We start from the raw sequence: 23198 nt of genomic DNA on the forward strand, positions 1-23198 counted from the left end.
TTTTAATTCGAGGCTGTTGTTTTGAATTTCAATTTGTCTAAACCTCTTTGTACATCTTCATTTTGCATAAACAATTTCCACAATAATCCAGAGCGATAATTCTCTATCATTGGTGTAATTGTTCCTTGATCTATCGCCAAATATTTCGTAATCACTCGATCATTTTTTACATCAACCGCATCATACGGACCTGCTACTCCAATCAAGCTTTTGTTTTGTTTTTCGTAAATAAACTTCAAGAAATCCATAGATTCTTTCGGTGCATATGGGAAAGACGATAACGCAGCTGTAGGCGTAATTACATTATTGTCATTTAATGGAGAGTGTGCTGTATAACCTTCTGTTCCATCTCGATTGAAGGTATAACTTGCCGTTAATCCCCACATATTTTTTTTGTACTTCTTGAAACTTTCCGTTTTTTGTTGATTGTAGATGTAATGAATCTTTGCTTGATTTTTCACTACTTTTCCATAATCAATACCAATTCCATCTATTAAATTGTTCGGATTAAGTCCAATAAATGAATATTGTGCCCAAAATAAAGGTCCAACATTTTTATTAGCTCCGTTATGCTTTACAATCAATGGAACTCCGTATGCAGAATCATTTGATTTTATATCACCATTTCTCGTCCAACCATTGTAATAAACTTCTGAATTGATAGAATGTTTTGGAGAAGCCGCAGCAATAACATACGTAATCATGGTTTCATCAAATCCTTTTAAAGGAAAATTGATTTTCCATTCGTAATTTGGAGACCAATGCCAGTACAACACATTTTCTCCTCGTGTATAAAAATTGAAATCGATTTCTTTCCAAAGTTGATCAGCTAATTGCGAAATCTCTATTTCTTTCTCATTTTTAGAATCTTTGAAATACTCTTTCAAACAAATTAAACCCTGAGCAAGAAATGCAGTTTCTACCAAATCACCTCCGTTATCGTATGTACTAAAAGCTTTTACTTTTCCTGTTTCGCCATTTAACCAATGTGGCCAAGCTCCATGAAAACGATTTGCATTTTGTAAAAATTTCAATCCTGTTAAAATTCGTTCAGTTGCTTCTTTTCTTGGAATAAATTCGCGATCAATACCAACAATTAAACTCATTAATCCAAATCCTGTTCCTCCTGTTGTAATGATATTTGAATCATTTTCTGGATAAAAACCATCAGGATGAAAACGTTCACGAGCTAATTTTGAATGAGGTTCAGCGTAATCCCAAAAATATTGAATCGTCTGTTTTTGAACTTTATCTAACAGCTTATTTTCTTGTTTTGTTTGAGCAAAAGCACTTGCGCCACATAAAAAAGCGCAAGTAACTATTGTTTTATTTAATTTAATCATTACCAACCTGGGTTTTGAGTCATTGTTGGAGTTTGAATAATTTGTCCATTTGGAATTGGGAACAATTCATGTTTTCCAGTAACGAAAGTTTTACCATTTTTCGCCATCATCTCTTTTGCTTGACCAGTACGAACTAAATCAAACCAACGATCATGCTCAAATGCTAACTCCAAACGTCTTTCATTCCAAATTTTTAATCGTAATTGATCTTTAGACATACTTGCTATTGGAGCTAATTTTACACGTGTTCTAACACGATTAAGAGGTGTTAAAGCATCTTGCCCAATTTCATTTGCTGCTTCAGCTTGAATTAATAAAACTTCAGAAAAACGAATTACACGAATGTTTTTGTCTCCATCCGCAGAACCAAGATTCGCACTTGAATACGCTTTTTCGTTATACATCGGGTTTTCTACAGAAGTTGGAACTAAACGACCGTCATATAAAGTTTCACCTCTAAAAATGATTGTTGCATCACGACGAATAGCATCTCCTTCAGCATTAAAAGCATCTAATAAATTTTGAGAAGGAACATTGAATCCCCATCCCCAACCTCCAGTACCACGAGCTCCTTGAGTTTCTGAATATTGTTGAACGCCATGCGCAACAGCATCTCCACGAGCTTGGATTTCAAATAAAGACTCTTTACCATTCTCAGTTTCTTTTCTCCAAGTTGTTGCGTAATCACTTTCTAAATCATAAATACCAGAATTAACAACGGTTGTAGCCATATCGTACGCTTGTTGATTTTTTCCTTGGTATAAATATACCTTTGCCAATAAAGCTTGAGCAGCTCCTTTTGTTGCACGTCCTAAATCTTTTGCAGCATATTCATTTTTAGTAGGAAGTTTTGATATTGCATCTAATAAATCTGCTTCAATGTATGCATAAACTTCTGCTTTTGGTTTACGTACTGAATAAGACGCCGGAACATCTAACTCCTGTATCACAGTATCTCCAAACATACGAACCAAATAGAAATAAGAAACAGCTCTCAAAAATTTTGCTTCCCCAATTAATCTATTTTTTTCTGCATCTGTGATTGATGATTCTGTCGTATATTTTATAGAATATGACGCTCTACCAATTGTTTTATAAAAACGTTTCCACATAGCTTCGATAGAACCAGTTGTAGAACTATGTAATAATTCGTCTAAATCTCTTTTATCTCCACCATTATCTGTAGAGGAACTTCCTTTATCTGCATTATCAGAAATCATTTCAGTAACTCCTAACCAAGAGAATGCATAATCCCAATCTGTAAACATTCCGTAAATACCATTCACATATTTTTCTGGAGATTGAGAAGCTTGATCATCAATAGCTATATTTTCTTGAGAATCTACATTCAAAAAATCACTTGTACATGAACTTAATGTTCCGATTGAAAGAATAGAAGCTAATGTTACTATTTTAAATATATTTTTTTTCATTTTTTTAAAATTTTCTAGATTAGAATTCTACGTTTAATCCAACTAAAAATGTTCTAACATTTGGATATGCAGAGAAATCCATACCTGTCGTTCCATAAGGACTTCCATCATAACGTTTTCCTTTTACATTATCTAAAGTTAATTCCGGTGTAAATCCTGAATACTTCGTAATCATGAATACATTTTGTGCACTAACATATAATCTTAGGTTTCTGATAAAATCAATTTTATCTCTAAAATTATATCCTATTGTCATGTTACTTAATTTGAAATAATTACCTTTTTCTAAATAGTAAGAAGAAGCAACTTGATCACGCTCCGCTCCTGGATGAGAATTTGTACTACCAGCTCCTGTCCAACGATCGTTAAACATATCAACTGTTATATTTTCCCCTCCTAAACGTGTATTTTTGATACCATTGTAAATCTTGTTACCTCCAGCTCCGTAACCGCTAATCGTTAAATCGAAATTTTTATATTCTAAACTAACATTGATTCCGTAGTTATATTTTGGAATATATGATCCCATGAATTTTTTATCACGATCATCAATAACTCCATCTCCATTTTGGTCTTTGTAGCGTAAATGTCCTGGACGAGCACTTGATAAATGAGCATTGCTATTTATTTCATCTTGTGTTTGCCAAACACCTTCTACTTCATATAACCAGAAAGAACCAAGTGGTTGACCAGCTTCTAAACGTTTTGCAATTTGTCCATTTCCTAAAGAACCTCCTGTCATTCCAGAATATCCTTCTTTCACAGACTTCACTTCATTTTCATTGTAGTTAAAGTTACCACCTATCGAATATCTAAATCCTCCAGCTGTTTCATTACGATAATTCAAAGCAATTTCAAAACCTTGATTTACTACTTTTGCAGCATGGTCATAAAAATCTTTTTCATAAGGAGACGATCCTATTTGTTTAATATTTAAGATGGCATTTTTCGTGGTCTTGTTGTAGTAATCTAAACTTCCTGATAATTTACCTTTCAATAACTCGAAATCTAGACCAGCACTCCATTCATCTACAATTTCCCATGAAATATCATAAGCTGGAGATCCGATATAAGCTCCATAAATTAAATCTTGACCTGGTCCAAAAACATAATTCGCATTATCACTACCTGTTGAAGTAGAAATTGTTGTATAATTGTATGGCACATCTGCATTACCTAAGCGTCCCCAACCTCCGCGAAGTTTTAAGAAAGAAATTACATTACTATCTTTTAAGAACTCTTCGTTAGAAATATTCCAAGCAGCAGAAACTGATGGGAAAGTTCCCCAATATTTTTCGTTTTGTTTAAATTGACTTGAGCCATCTCTACGAATAATTCCAGAAACGTAGTATTTATTTGCGTAATTATATTGTAAACGCGCAAAATAAGAAGCATAAGCAATTGGAGTGTAATTATTTTGATCCATTGCAGCCTTGTATTGTCCAGAAGCATGATGAGCTGACCAATATTGTTTTTTATCAGGAACATCATATACTGTGATATCTGAATATTGACCAATACCCATTTTTTCAGCAGAAACTCCCGCAACAACATTGAACGAATGATCTCCAAATTTGCGATCAAATGTTACAAAATTTTCCCATGACCATCTAAATGTTTCTACATTACTTAGATTTAGAGAGTTATTCATATAAGTTGAACTTGCTGGATTTTTCGCTTTTAAATCTTCAAATTCAGCAGCAGTTCTAATTGGATTACCTGCAATCCATCTTTCTTTAATTGGATTAAATTCTCTGTATTTGTACCAATATTTTGTTCCTCCAGCACGAGAAGTTACAGTTAAACCTTTTGCTAATTTTAGTTCAGCTTCAATATTTCCTTGAAGCGTAGTAGAATTAGCTTTTTGATTATCATAGAATAAAGTAGACATTGGATTACCATGAGAGTTCAAATTACTTGTCACCTCTCCTGGTTTTGCAACGTATGTTACTTCTCCTGTAGTTGTATTAAAAATAGGTAAACCCCATCTTCCGTTATCATATTTTACAGGAACTAATGGTGACTGACGGTAAGCTGTATCAAATGTTCCATATGGTTTAGGAACTTCTCTAGAAAATGTAGCGCTAACGTTTTGTTTAATCTTTAAAACTCCATCAAACAATTTGTAATCGTTGTTACTACGAACAGTTGTTCTTTTGAAGTTATTTCCTTCTAAAATTCCTTTCTCTTCGAAATTATTAATACTGAACATGTAATTAATATTTTCTCCAGCACCAGCCAACGAAACATTATTACTAACTAACTGTCCTGTGGTTAACATTTCATCAAACCAATTCGTGTTATATTGTTGATTTGTAGAAATCAAAGAACCTCCTGTTGCTTTTCTTTGCTCGTTAAAATAAGTTATGTACTGATTAGCATCAGCCATATCTACCATATTCATAGTATTTCTTACTCCAATATATGAATCATAGTTAACTCTTATCTTTCCTGTTTTACCACGTTTAGTTGTTACAACAACAACACCGTTTGCACCACGAACTCCATAAATAGCTGAAGATCCTGCATCTTTTAAAACATCAATTTTTTCAATGTCATTTGGATTAATATTATTAATATTTGGAACAATTAACCCATCCACAACATACAAAGGAGCTTTACCTCCCAAAGCTGTACCCATTCCACGAACCAAAACAGTTGGTGTACCTCCTGGAGTATCCGTATTAATAATATTAACACCAGCTAATTTACCCTGCAAAGACTGCATGGCAGTTGTACTTGCAATTTGCGTAATGTCTTTAGCATTAGCTGATGAAACAGCTGATGTAAGATCTGATTTCTTAACAGTACCATATCCAACCACAACGGCTTGATCTAGTATAATAGAATCACTTTCAAAAGGATCTCCTATCTGTATAGAATCGTTAGTAACTTGGGCATTTACACAGAAAGACCCGAGAATAAATAATGGAAGAAAATATTTTTTCATTCTATTTCAATAAATGGTTATTTCAAAAATAGAATGTTTTAACACTTGATTAACAAGTAATAATTTTAGTTAGAATAATTTTCTAAAAAAATAAAATATATAATACTAAATACCAAATAATTATAAATCATTACATTTACAACATGATGTAGTTATGATGTAATTTATTTTCCGATATTTAAAAATTAATCATATACTTATTTAGGTTTATTTCAGAAGGAATTTGCATTTTTTTGCGTAATCTATATCGTTGTAGTTCTACTGATCGATAATTAAGGTGCATTAAAGGAGCAATCTCTTTGGTTGATAAATTCATTCGAAGGAATACACACAGTTTTAAGTCTTTCGCAGTTAAATTAGAATACTTGTCAGCTAATCTCTTAATAAAATCTTGGTGAATTTCCTGAATATTTAATTCGAAATTTTGCCATTCATTTCTGTTGTAACTATATTCCGAAAACGTTTTCTCAAATTTCTTTTTTAACTTTTTATTGATTTCATTCATTTCCAATTGAGAAAACAATTGATTAATTTCTAGGATCATAGCACGTTGATTAGCTAATTTCAAAGCTTGTCCTGCCAATTCTGTAGATTTTGTTTGTAAAGAAGTTTCTAAATGTTGTTTTTCTTTATAATGATTTAATTCTTTCAACTCTTGTTGATGTTTCATTTCCATCAAATTCAATTCATATTCAAATTGCTTTTGTTTAATTCTGAAACTTTGTTTCAACTTCATTCTGTTATACTTATAAATAGCCAGAATCGATCCAACAATTAATAAAATATAAAATAATATCATCAAATTTGATAAATACCAAATCTTTTTAACCCGAAAATCAAAATGATTCAACTCAACAAAATTTCCATCTTTTAAAGCATAAATTGACAATTGATATGAACCACTTTCTAATTGTTTATAATTAATTATTGGCTGATTAAGTGGTTGAATTTTAGAGTTATTTAATTGATAATATAATTGATAATTCGCAAAATCATCATTCAAAATTGAAACATAAAAATCTATATAATTATTTGAATACTCTATATTAGGTTCATTATTCAAAACCGTTTGATTGATTTTTGCTTTAATTTTAATCTTTGGTAATTCACGACGTATAGATTTTAAATCATATTTCAATAATCCGTTTTCGAGGTTAATATATAAAAACTGATCGTTGATTTTAGCCGTTAAATTGTCATCAACCAATTTTCCATCATACAATTTTTTTGGAATTAAATAATGAATCAATTTATTCTGTTCCACTTTAGAATAATACAGAATATTATCCGCTTCAACTAAATAACGATTCTCCTTTAAATAACGAATTCGATTAATATTCTTTAATTTTGAATCTAAATTCTCATCAGAAAATAAATTTTTATTTATATCATAACGGACTAAATGTTGATCGTCAATCAGTACAAAAACCTTGTTATCTTCGAGAATAGTTTGCGGATTAACTAATTTTTTATGTTGGTAAAATATCTCCTTACCTGTTCTATTTTTAAGATCAAATAAATATAAACCACCATTTTTTCCAGTTCCTAAAATTTTATTTTCGACAATAACAAAATCAATAATAGGAATAGTTAAACTAGAAACTTTAGTAGATTCTTTATGAGAACCTTGTATATATTCATTGATTCCCGTAAAAGATGATTGATATAATTTATTTCCATTTTTGATCAATTTAAAACCTCCATTTGTAGAAGAAATCTTATTCAATAGTCCTGAATAAATGTAAGTTCCCCAACTATCCGAAACATAAATTGTATTATCAATATTTGTTATATTCCAAATTAAACCTTTTTCGAGAACTGAATTTGTTTGGTTTGAAGTATTTGAATAATTATAAAATCCATGATTTGTTCCCAGCAAAATATTATCCTTATAAAAGTCGAACGAAAAAACATTTCCTAAATGACCATTGTAATCATATAAAAGTTGAGTTTTGTTTTTCAATTCTATTTTCGAAATACCTTTGTCCGTTCCAAGCCAAGCATTTCCTTTAGAATCTATTCTTATATTTTGGATTGTATTACTGATTAACCCAGAGTTTTGATTGTAATTTTTGTAAGAATTAGTTTTTAAATCATATACATAAATCCCATTATTTGATGTTCCAATGATTAATTTATCTTCTAATCGAATCATTTTTAACACTAAATAATTCTTTAGCATTTTATTGAATTCCACATTGAACTCTTGTAAACCAGCTGTTTTGTTGTACTTGAAAATTCCTTCTGTTAATGTACCAACTAAATAATCATTATCATATTTTTCTATTCCATGAATTACAATTGATTTACCTTTTTCAATTTCAAATAACGGCTCAAAATGTCCATTATTAAATTCGAAAATACCTTTAGAAATAGTCGCTACTAACATTTTACCTTTCACCAGATAAACGTAAGAAGAAAGCGCAGGTAATTTGTATCGTTTAACTGTTTTACCATCAAATTGAAAAAGATAATTGAACGATTGAAAATAAATAGAACGATTATGATAAAATATTTTCCAGATTTCTTCTTGTTCTAATCCTTCAAAACTTTTGAATTTATCTGAAATTGAAATGTAAACTTTCTTTCCTTCAATCGTTTTCCAATATCCAAAATTATTTAATGCACCTGAATACAATACATTATTCATTGTAAAAACAGAACGTATAATTGTTAAGCTATTTGGCGAATATTTTTCCCAAAAATTACCGTCATATTCTAAGATATTTCTATTGTTCGCAAAATATACTTTTCCTTGCTTGTTATTTTCTGTAATATCCCAAATAGGCGATTCGCCCAAATATTCGCTTTTAGAATAATTCGAAATAATTGGCGCAAACGATTGAGATTTGCTATAAGTGGAAACAAGTAAAAATAGAATAAATAAGCTTCTCATTGTGCAATAAAAAAGACCGTAAAAACGGTCTTTAAAAATAGATTATATTTTTGAATTATCTTATTTAAATTCTACATCAAAAACTTCTGCAAAATGTTTTTTTGTAAACGCTTTCACTTCGTTCATATCTACCTGATGTCCAAGTTCTCTTTCCAATGAAGCAACAGCTTTATCCTGAATTCCACATGGAACGATGTATTCAAAATAACGCAAATCTGTATTCACATTTAGTGCAAAACCATGCATCGTTACCCAACGTGAAGCCTTAACACCCATTGCACAAATTTTTCGAGCAAAAGGTCGACCTACATCCAACCAAACGCCAGTTTCTCCTTGAGAACGCTCACCTTTTAGTCCATATTCGGCAATAGTTTTGATAATCACTTCCTCCAAATTGCGCATATACAAATGAATATCTGGCTTGAAGTTATCCAAATCCATAATAGGATAACCAACTAATTGTTGCGGTCCATGATAGGTAATATCTCCACCACGATTCGTTTTCACAAAAGTTGCATTTATTTCGTTTAATTTATCACTCGAAGCTAACATATTTTCTAAATGTCCACTTTTTCCAAGTGTATAAACATGCGGATGTTCTACAAAAAGTAAATGATTTTTAGTGTTTTTAAAATCTGAACTTCCCTCCTTTTCTTGCGCTCTGTTATATTGTTTTACGGCTATATTTTCTGCTAAAAGACTTTCTTGATAATCCCAAATTTCTTGGTAATCTCTGTTAATTCCTAAATCTTGGAATTCGACAATTTGTTTCATTTCACAATGTGTTTCGAATGTCAAATTTACGAAAGAATCAGTTAATAATTAATTTTAGCTTAGCTATTCTTTAAATCGTTTCATCTAACAAAATTGCATATATAAATTGTTTAAAGTAATTTCGAATTCATAAATAATTTATTTTTTATGAAAACAATTCTATTAATCACACTAATGATTAGTTCTCTTGTTATAAACGCTCAAGAATATTCTTTTGCCAAAGATTTTGTTGCTGGAAAAGTTACATTAAATGATCTATCTGAATTAAATGGAGAGCTTAAATGGACTCCAAGTCATGATAGTGACTTAAAATTTAGAAAAACGAAAGATGATAAAGTGATAAAATACAATCCGAATGAAATTATTGGTTTTACAATTGATAAAATGAGTTTTGTCTCTTTAAAAAATCTTGTTGTTTACTCTGATAATTATGCTTTGATAGGACAAACTACGAAAATTAAAGAATCTTTTGCGCAAGTCGTTTCTAAAGGAAAATTTAATATTTACTTAATTACTATAGCAGGGTATAATCCAATTAGTAGAACTAGAGAAGATTATCTCAACTTTATTTTTCAGGATGCAAATAATCTAAACAATAAACTTATTGCTTATCCTTATTTAATCAGAATGAAAGACAAAAAATATGAAAAAGCGAAAGCGGATTTGTATATTTTATTTAAAGACTATCCTGAAGTAATAGAAAAAATCAAAAGTTTTAGTAAAGAAAATAGTTTTTTAGAAATAATAGAAATGATTGGTAAAATTTAATAAATAAAAACATTCAGTCACTTTTAATCACCTATATTGTTGGTTCAATTGATCTTAATAAAATCGAAGTTTATGAATAAATTATTCTTTAAAACCTCACTAATAATAATGGTTTTAAGCAATTCATTAACGATTGAATAAAAATCTTTATCTTTGGAATTCTAAGAAATCGGTAGAATAAAATAATCAAATAAAAATGAAGAAACTATTCGTTAAAGGATCTATTTTAATGGCTTTGTTTGCAAACTTTAGCGTTTTTGCACAACAAAGTGGTGGAATGTGGATTCCGACAGAATTGAATGAAAAGGAAATGAAAGACATGGGATTGAAAATCTCATCAAAAGACATTTTCAGTACAGGAGATAAAAGTATCAACAATGCAGTTGCTCACTTTGGTGGCGGTTGTACTTCTGAAGTTATTTCTCCAAATGGTTTATTATTAACGAATCATCACTGTGGTTATGGAGAAATCCAAGCACATTCATCTTTAGAAAATGATTATTTAACAGATGGTTTTTGGGCTAAAGAGTTGAAAGACGAATTACCAAACGAAGGTTTAACAGCGACTTTTATTGTAGACATTAAAGATGTAACTACTGCAATTTTAGCTGGTGTTAACGATAATATGTCGGAGGAAGATCGTAACAAAATCATCAAGAAAAATATTGAAGATTTTAATGCAAAAACTAAAACAGAAGCTTATCGTTCAGTATTTATCAAACCTTTTTACAAAGGAAATAAATATTACCAATTTACGACAGAAACATACAAAGATGTTCGTTTAGTTGGTGCGCCACCTTCTGCAATTGGAAAATATGGAAATGATACAGACAACTGGGTTTGGCCACGTCATACAGGAGATTTCTCGATGTTTAGAATTTATGCAGATAAAAACAACAAACCTGCAGATTATTCACCAGACAATGTTCCGTACAAACCAAAACATTTCTTACCAATTAATATTTCGGGAATTAGTGAGGACGATTTCACGTTTGTATATGGTTTCCCAGGTACGACGGACGAATATTTACCAGCTTCTTCTATCCAGCAAATAAAAGATGTAATTGATCCTGCGCGTATCAATGTGCGTACAATTGCATTATCTCATATTGATAAAAAAATGCGTGAAGACGATGCAACTCGTATCGCTTATGCGTCTAAACAAGCGCGTATTTCGAATGCACATAAAAAATGGATTGGCGAAGTTTTAGGATTAAACCGTTCGAAAGCTGTAGAAAAACGTCAACAATATGAACAAGAATTCATGAATCGTATTGCGAAAAATCCGAAATTAAAAGGTGAATATTCGAATATTATTTCTGAATTAAATCAAGTTAATAAAGCAAATCAAGATTACAATTTAGCGTACACAATGTATTCTGAAACGTTTTTCTCAAATTCAGAAACATTCAGAATGGCGTTAACATTGAACAATATTTTGAATGCGGTTGGACAAAAAAATTACGCAGAAACAAAAGCTAAAGCGTTGAATACAGTTGCGTCTATGCACAAGGATTATAATCCAGAATTGGATAAAACAATTTCTTCTGATTTAGCGGATAATTATTTCAAAGTTGTTCCTCAAAATTTATTACCAACTACAACTGCTGCAAATATCAAAACAGCTTTAGGAAATTCGGTAATCAACGGAACGAAAAAAATTAATGGTCAATCTGTTTTAGGAAATATCAAAACTTTAGCTGAAAATGATGCTGAGTTTATCAAAGCCTTAAAAGAAGATGCCTTAATTGCTCAAATTCGTTTAATTTTAGATGCAAATCAAACGAAAGTAACGCCTACATATTTAGCGAATCAAGATAAAATCAACAAGTTGATGCGTACGTATATGAAAGCGCAAATGGATGTATTTACAGACAAGAAAATCTTCCCAGATGCAAATTCAACTTTACGTGTAACTTACGGAAAAGTTGATGGTTACCAACCTCGCGATGCGGTTTATTACGAACCTGTAACGCACATGGAAGGTGTAATGGAAAAATATATTCCGGGAGATTATGAGTATGATTTACCAAAACAAATGTTAAGTTTATACGATAAAAAAGATTACGGAAAATACGCCGATAAAAACGGAAAATTACCTGTAAACTTTATTGCAACAAACCATACAACTGGTGGTAATTCTGGTTCTCCAGCATTGAATGCAAAAGGAGAATTAATCGGATTGAATTTTGACCGTGTTTGGGAAGGAACAATGTCAGATTTAAATTATGATCCTGAGATTTGTCGTAATATTATGGTGGACTCTCGTTACATTTTGTGGGTAGTTGACAAGTATGCTAATGCGCAACGTTTGATTGATGAAATGACTATCGTTGACGAAAGCAAAAATGCAAAGAAAAAATAATATTTTTCACTATATTCTGAAAACCACGTTTTTATAACGTGGTTTTTTTTATTGAAATAAACGTAAGATTCAAATAAATCTTAAGAAATAAAACTATATTTATACAACTTATCTAAAAAATTGTCAAAATAAAACACTCATAATTATGGAAGTCATAAGAAAATGGCCTTTTTATTTAAAACTAACTTGCACTTTATTGTCAATCATTTGTTTAACATTTATTTCAATAATAGGTAAAGGAATTTTAGTTCCATTAATATTAGGCTTCTTAATTTCAATATTATTAGCACCTGTTTGTGCATTTTTTGAAAGATATTTACGCATTCCGCGTGCTATTTCGAGTATCATTACCACCTTGCTTTTCGCTGCATTTATCTTAGGAATTTTCTATTTGATTGCTATACAAATGGCGGAAATAGCAAATGAATGGCCTACATTTCAGAAACAAATCATAGAAGCTTTTATGAATTTACAAGATTGGATTCATCATACATTTGGTATTAATTCGCATGCGCAAATGGAATATTTGACAAAGAATGTCAAAACCACTATCGAAACGAGTACAATTGTAATCGAAAAAGTAATTTCGATTGTTTCATCGATGGCTGTTACAGTTTTGTTCACCTTTTTATACATTGTTTTCTTGTTGATTTATCGTCGTCATTTGGTAAAATTCTTATATTACGCATTCAATTCAAATACACACGACCAGGTTTATAATGTCATTACATCTATTCAAAAAATGGTCAAACAATATTTGATTGGCTTGTTTTTACAAATGTTAGTCGTATCAATTTTATCCTTTATTGCATTTTCTATTCTTGGACTTAAATACAAATTTGTTTTAGCTATTTTAACTGGCGTTCTAAATGTTGTTCCATATGTAGGAATTGTTATTTCGTTAATTATAACGCTAATAATCACATTTGCTACAATGTCAGCTTCAAAATTGTTCTTTGTTATAATTGCATTTATTGCAATTCATGCAATTGATGGAAATGTAGTGATGCCAAAAATTGTAGGTTCTAAAGTAAAAATCAATTCTTTGATTGTGATTATTGGATTAGTAATTGGAGAAATGACGTGGGGAATTATGGGCATGCTTTTATCAATTCCAATACTTGCATTGATGAAAATTGTTTTTGATAATGTGACTGAATTAAAACCTTGGGGTTATCTTTTGGGTGATGAAGATTCAACAGAAATTGATGATGATTTAAATACATTTTTAGCCAAAAAGAAAGCTAAAAAATCAAAGAAAAAAACAAAGATGTTGGACGAGAATTTGGAGTAATCTGATTTCTATTTTACATAATTATCGCTATTTATGAAATATAATTTATTGTTCATTTTTAGTTTATTGATTTTCAGTATTTCTTGCGAAAAGAAGTTAGAAAAAGAAGTAAATAAAAAATATATGTATAATACGATGTCAATTGATGATAGAAATTTATCTATAAGAATTTATGATTACTCTGATTCAATAGAATTTATAACATGGAAGAATATCAATGATTACACAACAAAATCATTCAAAATCTCTAAGAACGATAAAAAAGCATTGGAAGAGAATATTTATAAAATAGTTACAACTCCATATGAAAATGAAATATTTTGCACAGACTATGTGGGGAAAATAAATATTAGTATATCCAATCATAATAGCACTTATTCTATTAATCTAAATTCTGTTTGTGATTGGAAAACATTTAATGAAGAAACTAAGAATATTTCTAAAATAATAGATCGCTATAAATAAAATTTTATTTTATCAAATAGGATGAGAAACTGAAATAAATTCAGTTTGATAATACAAAAAAAGTCTATAACAAATTGTTATAGACTTTTTTAATTTATATTAATCAAGATGAATTATTCCGAAAAAATCAAAGATAAGTAATAGAAAGGTTAATGTAGAAATCACAAAAAATTCAAAAGCATCTTTATAGCTTTTCAATATTGACATACTATTATAATGTTTTTCTTTTTTTATTTTTCTAATTCCTAAAATCAATGAACCTGCAAATAAAATAGATAAGCAAATCTCTGAATTTATATACATTTAATTCTTCTTCAAATATTTTTTTTCTAAGAAATAATACAATTTCAAGAAAAGAATCGAGAAAAATACTCCGATTAGTGTTCCGAAAAATATATCTCCTGTGAAATGTACCCCGACATAAACTCTACTGTAAGCAACCATTAACGCCCAAACAAGTAAGACATAAAGTAACCATTTGTAATGGCGTCTTAGCAGTATTCCAATAAAAATTGCAATCGCCATATGATTAGATGCATGCGCCGAAGTAAAACCGTATTTACCTCTACCCTCGCAATCTATCGGGCGAAATAATCCTTGAATCGATTCGGTGTAACATGGGCGAAAACGTTGAAAAGAATTTTTCAAGATATTTGTAAATTGATCTGCACACGCTATCATCAGTGCAATACAAACTCCAGCCAATAAGGTTTTTTTCCAACCAAGTTTTACATAAAGTAAGATGAGAAAGATGATATACAACGGAATCCATGTTTTTTTATCGGTTACGAATAACCAAAACCAATCCCATTTTTCGTTCCCTAAATTATTGAAATACAAAAATATTTGTACATCCCAATCAAAATAATCTTGTATCATTATCTACTTACTGATCCGCCTAAACCTAATGCTTCGTCTACAGATTTTGGTTCCACAACAACCGCTGGTTCCTCTACAATTGGCTCAACCACATTTTCTACAACGGGTTCTGTTGTTTCTTGCACATCCAATTCCAAATCCTGTACAGGATCTACAGCTTTCATAGTTGGTGCATCATCTTTCAACGCTGCATTTACTGTATTGTCTTGATGAATTGCTTGATGCATTTCATCTACTGGATTACGAACTTCATCAAATGATTTCTGAAAGTCTTCCATTGGATTAATTTTCGCAAAAGAATCTTTGACTTCATTCATTGGATTTAACTCTTTTATGGTATTCTGAATCTCTTTTGTAGGATCAACATCCTGAACAGGATTCATAATCTCTTGCTTGATATCTTCAGATGCTTCTTTTAATTTGCGCACAGCAGTTCCCAAACCACGAGCAATTTCTGGAATTTTATCTGGTCCAAAAATAACTACAGCAACCACCATAATAATCACGACTTCCTGGAAGTCTAAAAACGCTGGGTATATTACTAAACTATTCACTAAACAAATGTATAAAATCTAAATTTAGTAGAAGAAAAAAAGCCATCAAATTTCTTTGATGGCTTTCTTAAAATTTATTTAAAATTTGAATCTTATTTATTCATTTGACCTTTTTTAGTAAAGTCATACAATAAAGGAGATGCAACGAAAATAGACGAGAATGTACCAATTACGATACCGATTAATTTCGCAAACATAAATCCTTTGATTGATTCTCCACCAAATGCAAAGATGATTAATACGATTAAGAACGTTGATAAAGACGTATTGATTGTACGTGATAATGTTTCTGATGTAGAAATATTAATAATATCGTACAAGTTGTGTTTTTTCTCAACTGTTAAATTCTCACGAATACGATCCAAGATAATAATCGAGTCATTCATCGAATAACCAATTACCGTCAAAATCGCCGCGATAAACGCTTGGTCGATCTCCATATTGAAAGGTAAAATTCCTTTGAATAAAGAGAAAACTCCTAATACAATAATCACGTCATGCGCTAATGCGATGATAGTTGATAATGAGAATTGCCAACGTTTGAACATCACGATTAAGTAGAAGAAAATTGCAACTAATGCTAAAGAAACAGCTATATAAGAAGCTCTTGTTGTATCATCGGCAATTGTAGGACCTACTTTTGCAGAAGACATTAAACCAATTGTAGCATTATCTTCAGAGAAATCTTTTTCTGACATATTCGCTGGTAAATAAGATTTAAGACCTATATATAATTTGTCTTTGATCTCGTCATCTACATTTGTTCCGTCTTCATCCGCTTTGTATGCTGTTGTAATTTTTACTTGATTTTGACCACCATACGTTTTTACCTGTGGCATCATTTTTTCACCATCTAACACGAAAACATCACCCAAACTTTCAGAAATTTGTTGTGGATCTACGTGTTTATCAAAACGAACTGTATATGTACGTCCACCTTGGAATTCGATACCCATGTCAAATCCTTTTGTGAAGATAGAAATTAAAGCAACTACTGTTAAAACAATTGAAATCGCATAAGAGATTTTTCTTGTTTTTAATAAATCAACTTTAATATTTTGTAACCAGTGTGCTGTAAATGATGTATAGAAAGGAACAGATTTTCCTTTTGCTAAACGTCCTTCTACAAAGTAGCGTGTAATGAAAATCGCTGTAAATGTTGATGTAAAAATACCAATCATAAACGTTGTTGCGAAACCTACAACAGGACCTTTACCAAAGAAGAATAAAATTAATGCTGTGATAAATGATGTTGAGTTGGCATCGATAATTGCAGAGAAAGCACCTTTCCATGAATAAGCGAAATCTACTGCTTGACGTAATGATTTTCCTTTTCTTAATTCTTCTTTTACACGTTCGTAAATCAAGATATTCGCATCCATTCCTGTTACCAATGTCAAGATAATCCCGGCAATACCTGGTAAAGATAATGTAGCTTTAAGTGATACTAAAAATCCTAATAAGAATAATAAGTTAACGATTAATGCAACGTTAGCATAAATACCTGCACGGCTGTAGTAGAACAACATCCAGATTAATACTAATGCAAATGCACAACCAAAAGCGATTAACGAACTGTTGATTGCTTCTTGTCCTAATGATGGACCAACAACCTCAGCAGAAACGATTTTAGATGAAGCTGGTAAAGAACCTGCTTGTAAAATGTTTGCTAAATCTTTTGCTTCGTCAATTGTAAAGTTTCCAGAAATAACTGAGTTACCTCCTGTAATTTGATTACTGATGTTTGGCGCAGAATACACCATATTGTCTAATACAATTGCAACACCTTGACCTGGTTGTCCAGGACCTGCAGGTTTCAACTCGTCTGTAATACGAGACCACTCTTGTGCTCCAACTTGATTCATTTGCATTGTAACAACAGGCTCATTTGTAAGAGAACCAGGATTACGTTCACCAGCAGCAGAAACTACTTTATCTCCTTCGATTAATGGTTCTTGCGTTCCATTTTTACCTTTTAAGACATAAAACTCTAATAATTTAGGAGCAGATTTATCATTCGCTTGTTTACCTAAATTCATTGGCTTATTCGCCCAAGAGTATTTGTATCCTCTAATGTTTGCTGGTAATCCAGGTACAAAACCTTTGTCTTGCATCACACGATTTACAACAGCAGTATCTTTTACATTCACAACAAAACTTGCGTTAGAACCAGCTGGTTGCATAACTTCTGCTAAAGTTTTGATTGTTTGTCCTTTCTCATTTTTTACATTATATTTCTCTGTATTAACGCTAGAAAAATATTGTAAAACTGTAGGATCTTGACGAACAACTTGCCAAAACTCTAATTTTGCTGTAGATTGTAATAATTTTTTTACACGGTCAGTGTCAGAAACACCTGGTAATTCTACCAAGATACGTCCATCACCTTTATCACCTAAACGTTGAATTACTGGCTCAACAACACCAAATTGATTAATACGAGAGCTAATTACATCATAAGCTGTTGCAACTTTAGCTTCGATATCTTTACGGATTACTTCTTTTACCTGATCGTCAGAAGCATTGTACGCAATTTTATCCGCATTATTTTTGTTTCCAAACAAATCTGCAGCTGCGTATTTTGTTCCTCCTTTTATTTTATCAAATTCTTGAAAAAATAATTCGACATAAGGTACGTTACCGTTTGTTTTTTGAGCTTTATCTGTAGCATCCAAAGCCGTTGCCAACATTGGGTTTTGACTTTTCGCTGATAAATTCTCGATTAAATCTCTTTCAGAAACTTGTAAGATTACGTTGATACCACCTTTCAAATCTAATCCTAAATTGATTTCATTGTTTTTGGCATACCCATAATCGTACTTAATAATTCCCAAATCAAGAGGATGCTGAGCCAAGCTATCTAAAATTCTTGGTTCGTCTTCTGGCTTACTCGCCAAGCGCGCCGCCTCATGCTCCACTTTAGTTGTGTACCAAGTATAACTTAGTTGTCTGATACACAAGAGACTTAAAATAATTGCAAATGCTGCAATGAGCCATCTTCCTCGCATAATGTTTAATTGATAAATAAATTTTGACGGACAAATATAATAGTCTTGAAAATACTTTCACAATTTTTTAAGAATAAATCGAAAATCGATGTCCGTATTTCGAAATTCTTTATTCAAAAAATTAGATTTCCTTTTGATATTTGTAGATATAAATTGACGCTTTATTAGAGTCATCATCATTATCTTCGCACAAATACAAGGTATAATTCTTTCCAGATTCTTTATACAACGCTAAACCTTCGATTTTCTTATCATCCGAAATTTTTTGCCAACGTGTAACCTCCATTGTAGCTAAATCTAACTCACCAATAATAGAACCTTTTATTTCTCCATTAAACTGAATTGTACTTTTAGATTCTACTGTTGCTGTAAACAAAACTTTTCCATCGACCAAAATAGCATCAGAAAAAGTAGTGGTTTCATTATGAATTTTAGGCAAAGTAATTGGAAAAAAATCAATTGTTTTCCCTCTCAAATCATTTATCTTGCCTCCCACTCTATAAATTCCGTTTACGCCAGCAGGACCATTTCCTCTGTTGAAAAAATATGTACAATGTCCATCTGTGATAATTCCTTCGATGTTAAAATCTTTTTTAGATAAATTCGAAACTTTTAAAAATTCATCCAAAAGAAAACTATAATTATCGTTTTGTACCTCTTTAGTTTTGATGTTATATGAAATCAAATCGAAACGATTTTCCTTAGAACCCGAACCAAGAATATACAAATGATTGTCAAACTTTGTAATCGCTTCAAAATCTGGTTTATCTTTTTTGGTGATATGTTTTGATTTTACTTCTGGATTCAAATCAACTTTATCCACTTCTTTTTTCTTTTTATTGTAAACGTACAAATGTGCTTTATCATCGGAAATCGTGTAAACATGGTGTTTATCAACGACTAATCCAGACGCAGCTCCAAGCCCATTTATGACAATTAAAACCTTAAGAATGAAATTGTAAAACAACATAGATGTAAGATTTATTTTTAAGAGGTTTCAAAAGTAATCAAAGAATAACAGAAACCTTGATAAATAACCATTTTTTTGTAAAAAAAGAATTTAACTTTGTAGCACTTAAAAGAAAATTGAGAGATGAAAAAAATTCTAAAAATTTACATTGACGCTTACAGCGGACTTTCGAAAGAATCTTGGATGTTAGCCATCGTAATGTTGTTGAACCGAATGGGTTCGATGGTTTTACCATTTTTAGGAATTTATATGATCTCCGAATTAGGATTTTCTTTAGAAAACTCGGGAATAGTTTTGAGTTGTTTTGGAGTTGGTTCTGTAATTGGTTCTTGGCTTGGAGGTTGGATAACAGATAAAATCGGAAACTTTAAAGTACAAGCCATCAGTTTATTTCTGAGTGCTCCGATGTTTTTGATTTTACCTTATTTTAAAACGGTAGAATCTTTTGCTGTTATTATGCTTGTTTTGAGTATTATTAGCGAAATGTTTCGTCCTGCAAACTCAGTTGCCATCACGCGTTATGCAAAGAAAGAAAATATCACTCGTGCTTTTTCGTTGAATAGAATGGCGGTTAATTTAGGTTTCTCAATTGGTCCATCAATGGGAGGTTTTTTATCTAATTATTCGTACGATTTATTATTCTATTGCAATGCAGGAGCTGCTTTGGTTGCTGGAATTGTATTCTTTGTCTTTTTCAATGGACGAAAAGAACGAAATGCTGCTACAGAAAATATTTCTGATAAAACAGTTGTCGAAAAAGAACGTAATGCATACACTGATACACCTTTCTTAGTATTCAATCTGTTTTGTGTATTATTCTCTATTGCATTTTTCCAAATCCTAAATACACTTCCATTATTTTACAAAGATGTAGTTCATTTAACACAAACAGAAATTGGATTATTAATGGGATTCAGTGGAATAATCATTGTTGTATTCGAAATGTTATTGATCCATTACACCGAAAAACGATTTTCAGTTACTCAACTTTTAGTTTTTGGTTCATTTGTCACAGCAATTAGTTATTTTATCTTCACATTTAGTCACACATTAGGTATGTTATATTTAGCAATTGGACTAATGTCTATTGGAGAAATGCTTGTTTTACCTTTGATGTCAACGGTAACAGCTTTTCGTTCGCAAAAAAATAACCGAGGAGCTTATATGGGATTGAACGGAATGACAGCTGCAATTGCCTTTATTGTTTCGCCATTTTTAGGAACTCACATTGCTACCGATTATGGTTTTAATATACTTTGGATAATCACCACAGTTATTTTAGTTATCGTAGCTATCGGATATCACTTTTTTACTAAGCCACTTTTACCAAAAAATATTTAAGATTTTCTTATCTTCGATAATTATAAGTTGAAATCACATGAAAGTATATACAAAAACAGGAGACAAAGGAACAACAGGTTTATATGGAGGAACACGTGTCTCTAAAAATAGTTTAAAGATTGATTCTTACGGAACAGTTGACGAATTAAATTCTTATTTAGGATTAATTCGTTCATATGAAATTGATCCAGCATTAGAGGAAGAAATTATCATCATCCAAAAAGGTTTATTTAATCTTGGAGCTGAATTAGCAACACCAGTGGATAAATTATACTTGGCAAATGGTAAACCTCGTATTCCGAAAACTATTTCTGAAAAAGATATTGTACAATTAGAGGAATGGATTGATGATTTGGAAGGACAATTGGAACAATTGACACATTTTATTCTTCCAGGTGGAAATCAACCAGCTTCTCATGCACATGTTGCGCGTTGTATTTGTCGTCGTGCCGAACGTTTGACAGTTGGTTTGGCCGAAGAAGAAGAAATTCGTCCAGAATTACAAAAATATTTGAATCGTCTTTCTGATTATTTATTTGTTTTAGGTCGAAAAATTGCCACAGACAATAATCACGAAGAAGTAAAATGGATTCCAGGTGAATAAAAAAGCACTTTTATTTTTGAATGGCGAAGTTCCAACTATTCTGCCTGATACATCAAATTATGATATGATTTTTTGTACAGATGGTGCATTTCGTTATTTACAAAAATTACATATAACGCCCGATGTTATTTCGGGCGATTTTGATTCTTTTGAAATCAGTCAGTTTCCTCCTGAAACAGAAGTTATTTCTACTCCAGATCAAAATGACACAGATTTTACAAAAGCCTTACAAATCATTTTGGATAAAGGTTTTGAACAGGTTGATGTTTTTGGAGCAAGTGGTCGTCAACAAGATCATTTTATTGGAAATTTGAATGCGGCTTATCGTTTCAAAGATCAAATCAATATTTTATTTTACGATAATTATAGTCAATATTTTTTCGCAGAAAAACAAACAAAGTTAGAAGGCTATTTTGGACGAACAATTTCGCTCCTACCCTTTCCTGAATGTAAAAACATTGTCACAAAAGGCTTGGAATATCCGTTAAATAACGAAGATTTGAACTTACTTTCTCGCATAGGAACTCGTAACAAAGCCAATGAAGATGTGGTTACAATTGATTATTCAGAAGGTAATTTAATCATCTTTATCATCGATCAAGAATTTCCTATTTTGATTGCTTAATTTCACTATTTTCAGTGAAATACATCTTTAGTATTTTTTGTACATTTACTGAAAACCAAATTACTATGAATAAATTTTCAGTTATTGTAGCATCTATTTTAGCCGTTGGGTTAATTGCTGCAACATGTATATTAGGAAACGCTTACAAATACAAATTCAGAAGTTCTGAATCGATCAATGTTACTGGAAATGCTTTGAAAGATTTTAATGCTGATTTAGTCAAATGGCGTGCAACTTTTAGTCGCAAAGATTATGATTTGCGCATTGCTTCGGATCAATTAAAAGCTGATCAAACGGTTGTCAAAAACTTTTTGATTTCGCAAGGAATCAATCCAAAAGAAATTGTTTTTGAAGCGGTAAATATTTCAAAAGATTTTCAGTACGGAACAGATGCAAACGGAAATTCGATTAGTCAATTTACTGGTTATAATCTATCTCAAGACGCAACAATCGAATCGAAAGAATTGGATAAAATAGAAAAAGCTTCGCGCGAAATCTCTACATTAATTAGTCAAGGAATTGAGCTGAGTTCTTCTAATCCAAATTATTATTACTCGAAATTAGAAGATTTGAAACTTGAGTTGATTGCGCAAGCTTCTGAAAATGCAAAACAACGTGCAGAAAATATTGCTACAAAATCTGGCACTAGTTTAGGAAAATTAAAACAAGCCGATTTGGGTATTTTTCAGATAACAGGTAAAAATGATAATGAAGAGTATTCTGCTGGTGGATCATTTAATACAACATCACGTCAGAAAACGGCTCAAATTACAGTGAGAGCAAGTTATAACTCAAATTAAAAAATAAAAAAAAGCTTCTTAATTTATAAGAAGCTTTTTTTTTATTTAAATATGTCCCGTCCTGAAATAGCGATACAAAAAAGAAATCGTTATTATGGAAGAAAGAAGCAATTATGTAAAACGTACTCA

17 protein-coding genes are annotated in these 23198 nt (G+C 31.1%); 8 read left to right on the forward strand and 9 right to left on the reverse strand.

Annotated elements, in window-relative coordinates; genetic code table 11:
* Window positions 1-2: 2 nt before the first annotated feature.
* The 5 genes from HXZ69_RS07285 to lipB all read right to left on the reverse strand — a co-directional run bounded on the left by HXZ69_RS07285 (window position 3) and on the right by lipB (window position 9396).
* Window positions 3-1343, reverse strand: coding sequence for a glucoamylase family protein (locus HXZ69_RS07285; RefSeq protein ID WP_221855170.1), 1341 nt, complete (start codon window positions 1341-1343; stop codon window positions 3-5).
* Entirely contained in the window at window positions 1343-2776 is a 1434-nt protein-coding gene (locus HXZ69_RS07290) for a RagB/SusD family nutrient uptake outer membrane protein (protein WP_286495499.1), read from the reverse strand. The genes HXZ69_RS07285 and HXZ69_RS07290 overlap by 1 nt, the downstream gene beginning before the upstream one ends.
* 19 nt (window positions 2777-2795) lie before the next feature.
* Window positions 2796-5726 carry a SusC/RagA family TonB-linked outer membrane protein gene (locus HXZ69_RS07295; protein ID WP_286495500.1) on the reverse strand — a complete coding sequence of 977 codons (2931 nt, stop codon included), beginning with the start codon at window positions 5724-5726 and terminating at the stop codon, window positions 2796-2798.
* A 178-nt stretch (window positions 5727-5904) separates the two neighbouring features.
* Entirely contained in the window at window positions 5905-8622 is a 2718-nt protein-coding gene (locus HXZ69_RS07300; protein WP_286495501.1) for a helix-turn-helix and ligand-binding sensor domain-containing protein, read from the reverse strand.
* Window positions 8623-8682: 60 nt separating this feature from the next.
* Window positions 8683-9396 (reverse strand): lipoyl(octanoyl) transferase LipB, encoded by a 714-nt coding sequence (lipB, locus tag HXZ69_RS07305; protein ID WP_125350693.1) that lies wholly within the window; start codon window positions 9394-9396, stop codon window positions 8683-8685.
* Window positions 9397-9543: 147 nt separating this feature from the next.
* Between lipB and HXZ69_RS07310 the strand changes: the two genes are divergently transcribed.
* The 4 genes from HXZ69_RS07310 to HXZ69_RS07325 all read left to right on the forward strand — a co-directional run bounded on the left by HXZ69_RS07310 (window position 9544) and on the right by HXZ69_RS07325 (window position 14288).
* The gene (locus HXZ69_RS07310) at window positions 9544-10164 is read left to right on the forward strand and encodes a hypothetical protein (RefSeq protein WP_125350692.1); all 621 of its coding nucleotides are present in this window, start codon (window positions 9544-9546) and stop codon (window positions 10162-10164) included.
* Window positions 10165-10360: 196 nt separating this feature from the next.
* Entirely contained in the window at window positions 10361-12529 is a 2169-nt protein-coding gene (locus HXZ69_RS07315; RefSeq protein WP_181816304.1) for a S46 family peptidase, read from the forward strand.
* 145 nt (window positions 12530-12674) lie between these two features.
* Window positions 12675-13823 (forward strand): AI-2E family transporter, encoded by a 1149-nt coding sequence (locus tag HXZ69_RS07320; RefSeq protein ID WP_286495503.1) that lies wholly within the window; start codon window positions 12675-12677, stop codon window positions 13821-13823.
* A gap of 33 nt (window positions 13824-13856) precedes the next feature.
* On the forward strand, window positions 13857-14288 hold the full coding sequence (locus tag HXZ69_RS07325; protein ID WP_286495504.1) for a hypothetical protein: 432 nt from the start codon (window positions 13857-13859) through the stop codon (window positions 14286-14288).
* Window positions 14289-14591: 303 nt separating this feature from the next.
* Here HXZ69_RS07325 and HXZ69_RS07330 read toward each other — a convergent pair whose 3' ends face one another.
* From HXZ69_RS07330 to HXZ69_RS07345, 4 genes are all read right to left on the reverse strand, one after another.
* Window positions 14592-15167, reverse strand: coding sequence for a phosphatase PAP2 family protein (locus HXZ69_RS07330; protein WP_286495505.1), 576 nt, complete (start codon window positions 15165-15167; stop codon window positions 14592-14594).
* Window positions 15167-15721, reverse strand: coding sequence for a twin-arginine translocase TatA/TatE family subunit (locus HXZ69_RS07335; RefSeq protein WP_286495506.1), 555 nt, complete (start codon window positions 15719-15721; stop codon window positions 15167-15169). The genes HXZ69_RS07330 and HXZ69_RS07335 overlap by 1 nt, the downstream gene beginning before the upstream one ends.
* Window positions 15722-15813: 92 nt before the next feature.
* Complete coding sequence (secD, locus tag HXZ69_RS07340) at window positions 15814-18729, reverse strand: protein translocase subunit SecD (protein WP_286495507.1); 2916 nt, start codon at window positions 18727-18729, stop codon at window positions 15814-15816.
* 121 nt (window positions 18730-18850) lie between these two features.
* Entirely contained in the window at window positions 18851-19699 is an 849-nt protein-coding gene (locus HXZ69_RS07345; protein ID WP_286495508.1) for a DUF6929 family protein, read from the reverse strand.
* A 123-nt stretch (window positions 19700-19822) separates the two neighbouring features.
* Between HXZ69_RS07345 and HXZ69_RS07350 the strand changes: the two genes are divergently transcribed.
* The 4 genes from HXZ69_RS07350 (at window position 19823) to HXZ69_RS07365 (ending at window position 23069) form a co-directional block, all read left to right on the forward strand.
* Window positions 19823-21040 carry an MDR family MFS transporter gene (locus HXZ69_RS07350; RefSeq protein WP_219034569.1) on the forward strand — a complete coding sequence of 406 codons (1218 nt, stop codon included), beginning with the start codon at window positions 19823-19825 and terminating at the stop codon, window positions 21038-21040.
* Window positions 21041-21077: 37 nt separating this feature from the next.
* Window positions 21078-21644: a cob(I)yrinic acid a,c-diamide adenosyltransferase gene (locus tag HXZ69_RS07355; RefSeq protein ID WP_286495509.1), complete on the forward strand. Its 567-nt coding sequence runs from the start codon at window positions 21078-21080 to the stop codon at window positions 21642-21644.
* The gene (locus HXZ69_RS07360; protein ID WP_286495510.1) at window positions 21637-22269 is read left to right on the forward strand and encodes a thiamine diphosphokinase; all 633 of its coding nucleotides are present in this window, start codon (window positions 21637-21639) and stop codon (window positions 22267-22269) included. Before HXZ69_RS07355 ends, HXZ69_RS07360 begins: the two co-directional genes overlap by 8 nt.
* Before the next feature lie 65 nt (window positions 22270-22334).
* Window positions 22335-23069, forward strand: a complete 735-nt coding sequence (locus HXZ69_RS07365; RefSeq protein ID WP_115000467.1) for an SIMPL domain-containing protein — start codon at window positions 22335-22337, stop codon at window positions 23067-23069.
* Window positions 23070-23198 lie beyond the last annotated feature (129 nt).

It is taken from the genome of Empedobacter sp. R132-2 (assembly GCF_030324375.1).
GTDB lineage: Bacteria > Bacteroidota > Bacteroidia > Flavobacteriales > Weeksellaceae > Empedobacter > Empedobacter falsenii_B.

Excerpts from the sequence above, each read along its gene's own strand:
- HXZ69_RS07315 (WP_181816304.1), top strand. The coding sequence starts at position 10,361 with ATGAAGAAACTATTCGTTAAAGGATCTATTTTAATGGCTTTGTTTGCA.
- lipB (WP_125350693.1), bottom strand. The coding sequence starts at position 9,396 with ATGAAACAAATTGTCGAATTCCAAGATTTAGGAATTAACAGAGATTAC.
- HXZ69_RS07330 (WP_286495505.1), bottom strand. The coding sequence starts at position 15,167 with ATGATACAAGATTATTTTGATTGGGATGTACAAATATTTTTGTATTTC.
- HXZ69_RS07295 (WP_286495500.1), bottom strand. The coding sequence starts at position 5,726 with ATGAAAAAATATTTTCTTCCATTATTTATTCTCGGGTCTTTCTGTGTA.
- secD (WP_286495507.1), bottom strand. The coding sequence starts at position 18,729 with ATGCGAGGAAGATGGCTCATTGCAGCATTTGCAATTATTTTAAGTCTC.
- HXZ69_RS07355 (WP_286495509.1), top strand. The coding sequence starts at position 21,078 with ATGAAAGTATATACAAAAACAGGAGACAAAGGAACAACAGGTTTATAT.
- HXZ69_RS07365 (WP_115000467.1), top strand. The coding sequence starts at position 22,335 with ATGAATAAATTTTCAGTTATTGTAGCATCTATTTTAGCCGTTGGGTTA.
- HXZ69_RS07345 (WP_286495508.1), bottom strand. The coding sequence starts at position 19,699 with ATGTTGTTTTACAATTTCATTCTTAAGGTTTTAATTGTCATAAATGGG.
- HXZ69_RS07300 (WP_286495501.1), bottom strand. The coding sequence starts at position 8,622 with ATGAGAAGCTTATTTATTCTATTTTTACTTGTTTCCACTTATAGCAAA.
- HXZ69_RS07290 (WP_286495499.1), bottom strand. The coding sequence starts at position 2,776 with ATGAAAAAAAATATATTTAAAATAGTAACATTAGCTTCTATTCTTTCA.
- HXZ69_RS07325 (WP_286495504.1), top strand. The coding sequence starts at position 13,857 with ATGAAATATAATTTATTGTTCATTTTTAGTTTATTGATTTTCAGTATT.
- HXZ69_RS07310 (WP_125350692.1), top strand. The coding sequence starts at position 9,544 with ATGAAAACAATTCTATTAATCACACTAATGATTAGTTCTCTTGTTATA.
- HXZ69_RS07285 (WP_221855170.1), bottom strand. The coding sequence starts at position 1,343 with ATGATTAAATTAAATAAAACAATAGTTACTTGCGCTTTTTTATGTGGC.
- HXZ69_RS07320 (WP_286495503.1), top strand. The coding sequence starts at position 12,675 with ATGGAAGTCATAAGAAAATGGCCTTTTTATTTAAAACTAACTTGCACT.
- HXZ69_RS07350 (WP_219034569.1), top strand. The coding sequence starts at position 19,823 with ATGAAAAAAATTCTAAAAATTTACATTGACGCTTACAGCGGACTTTCG.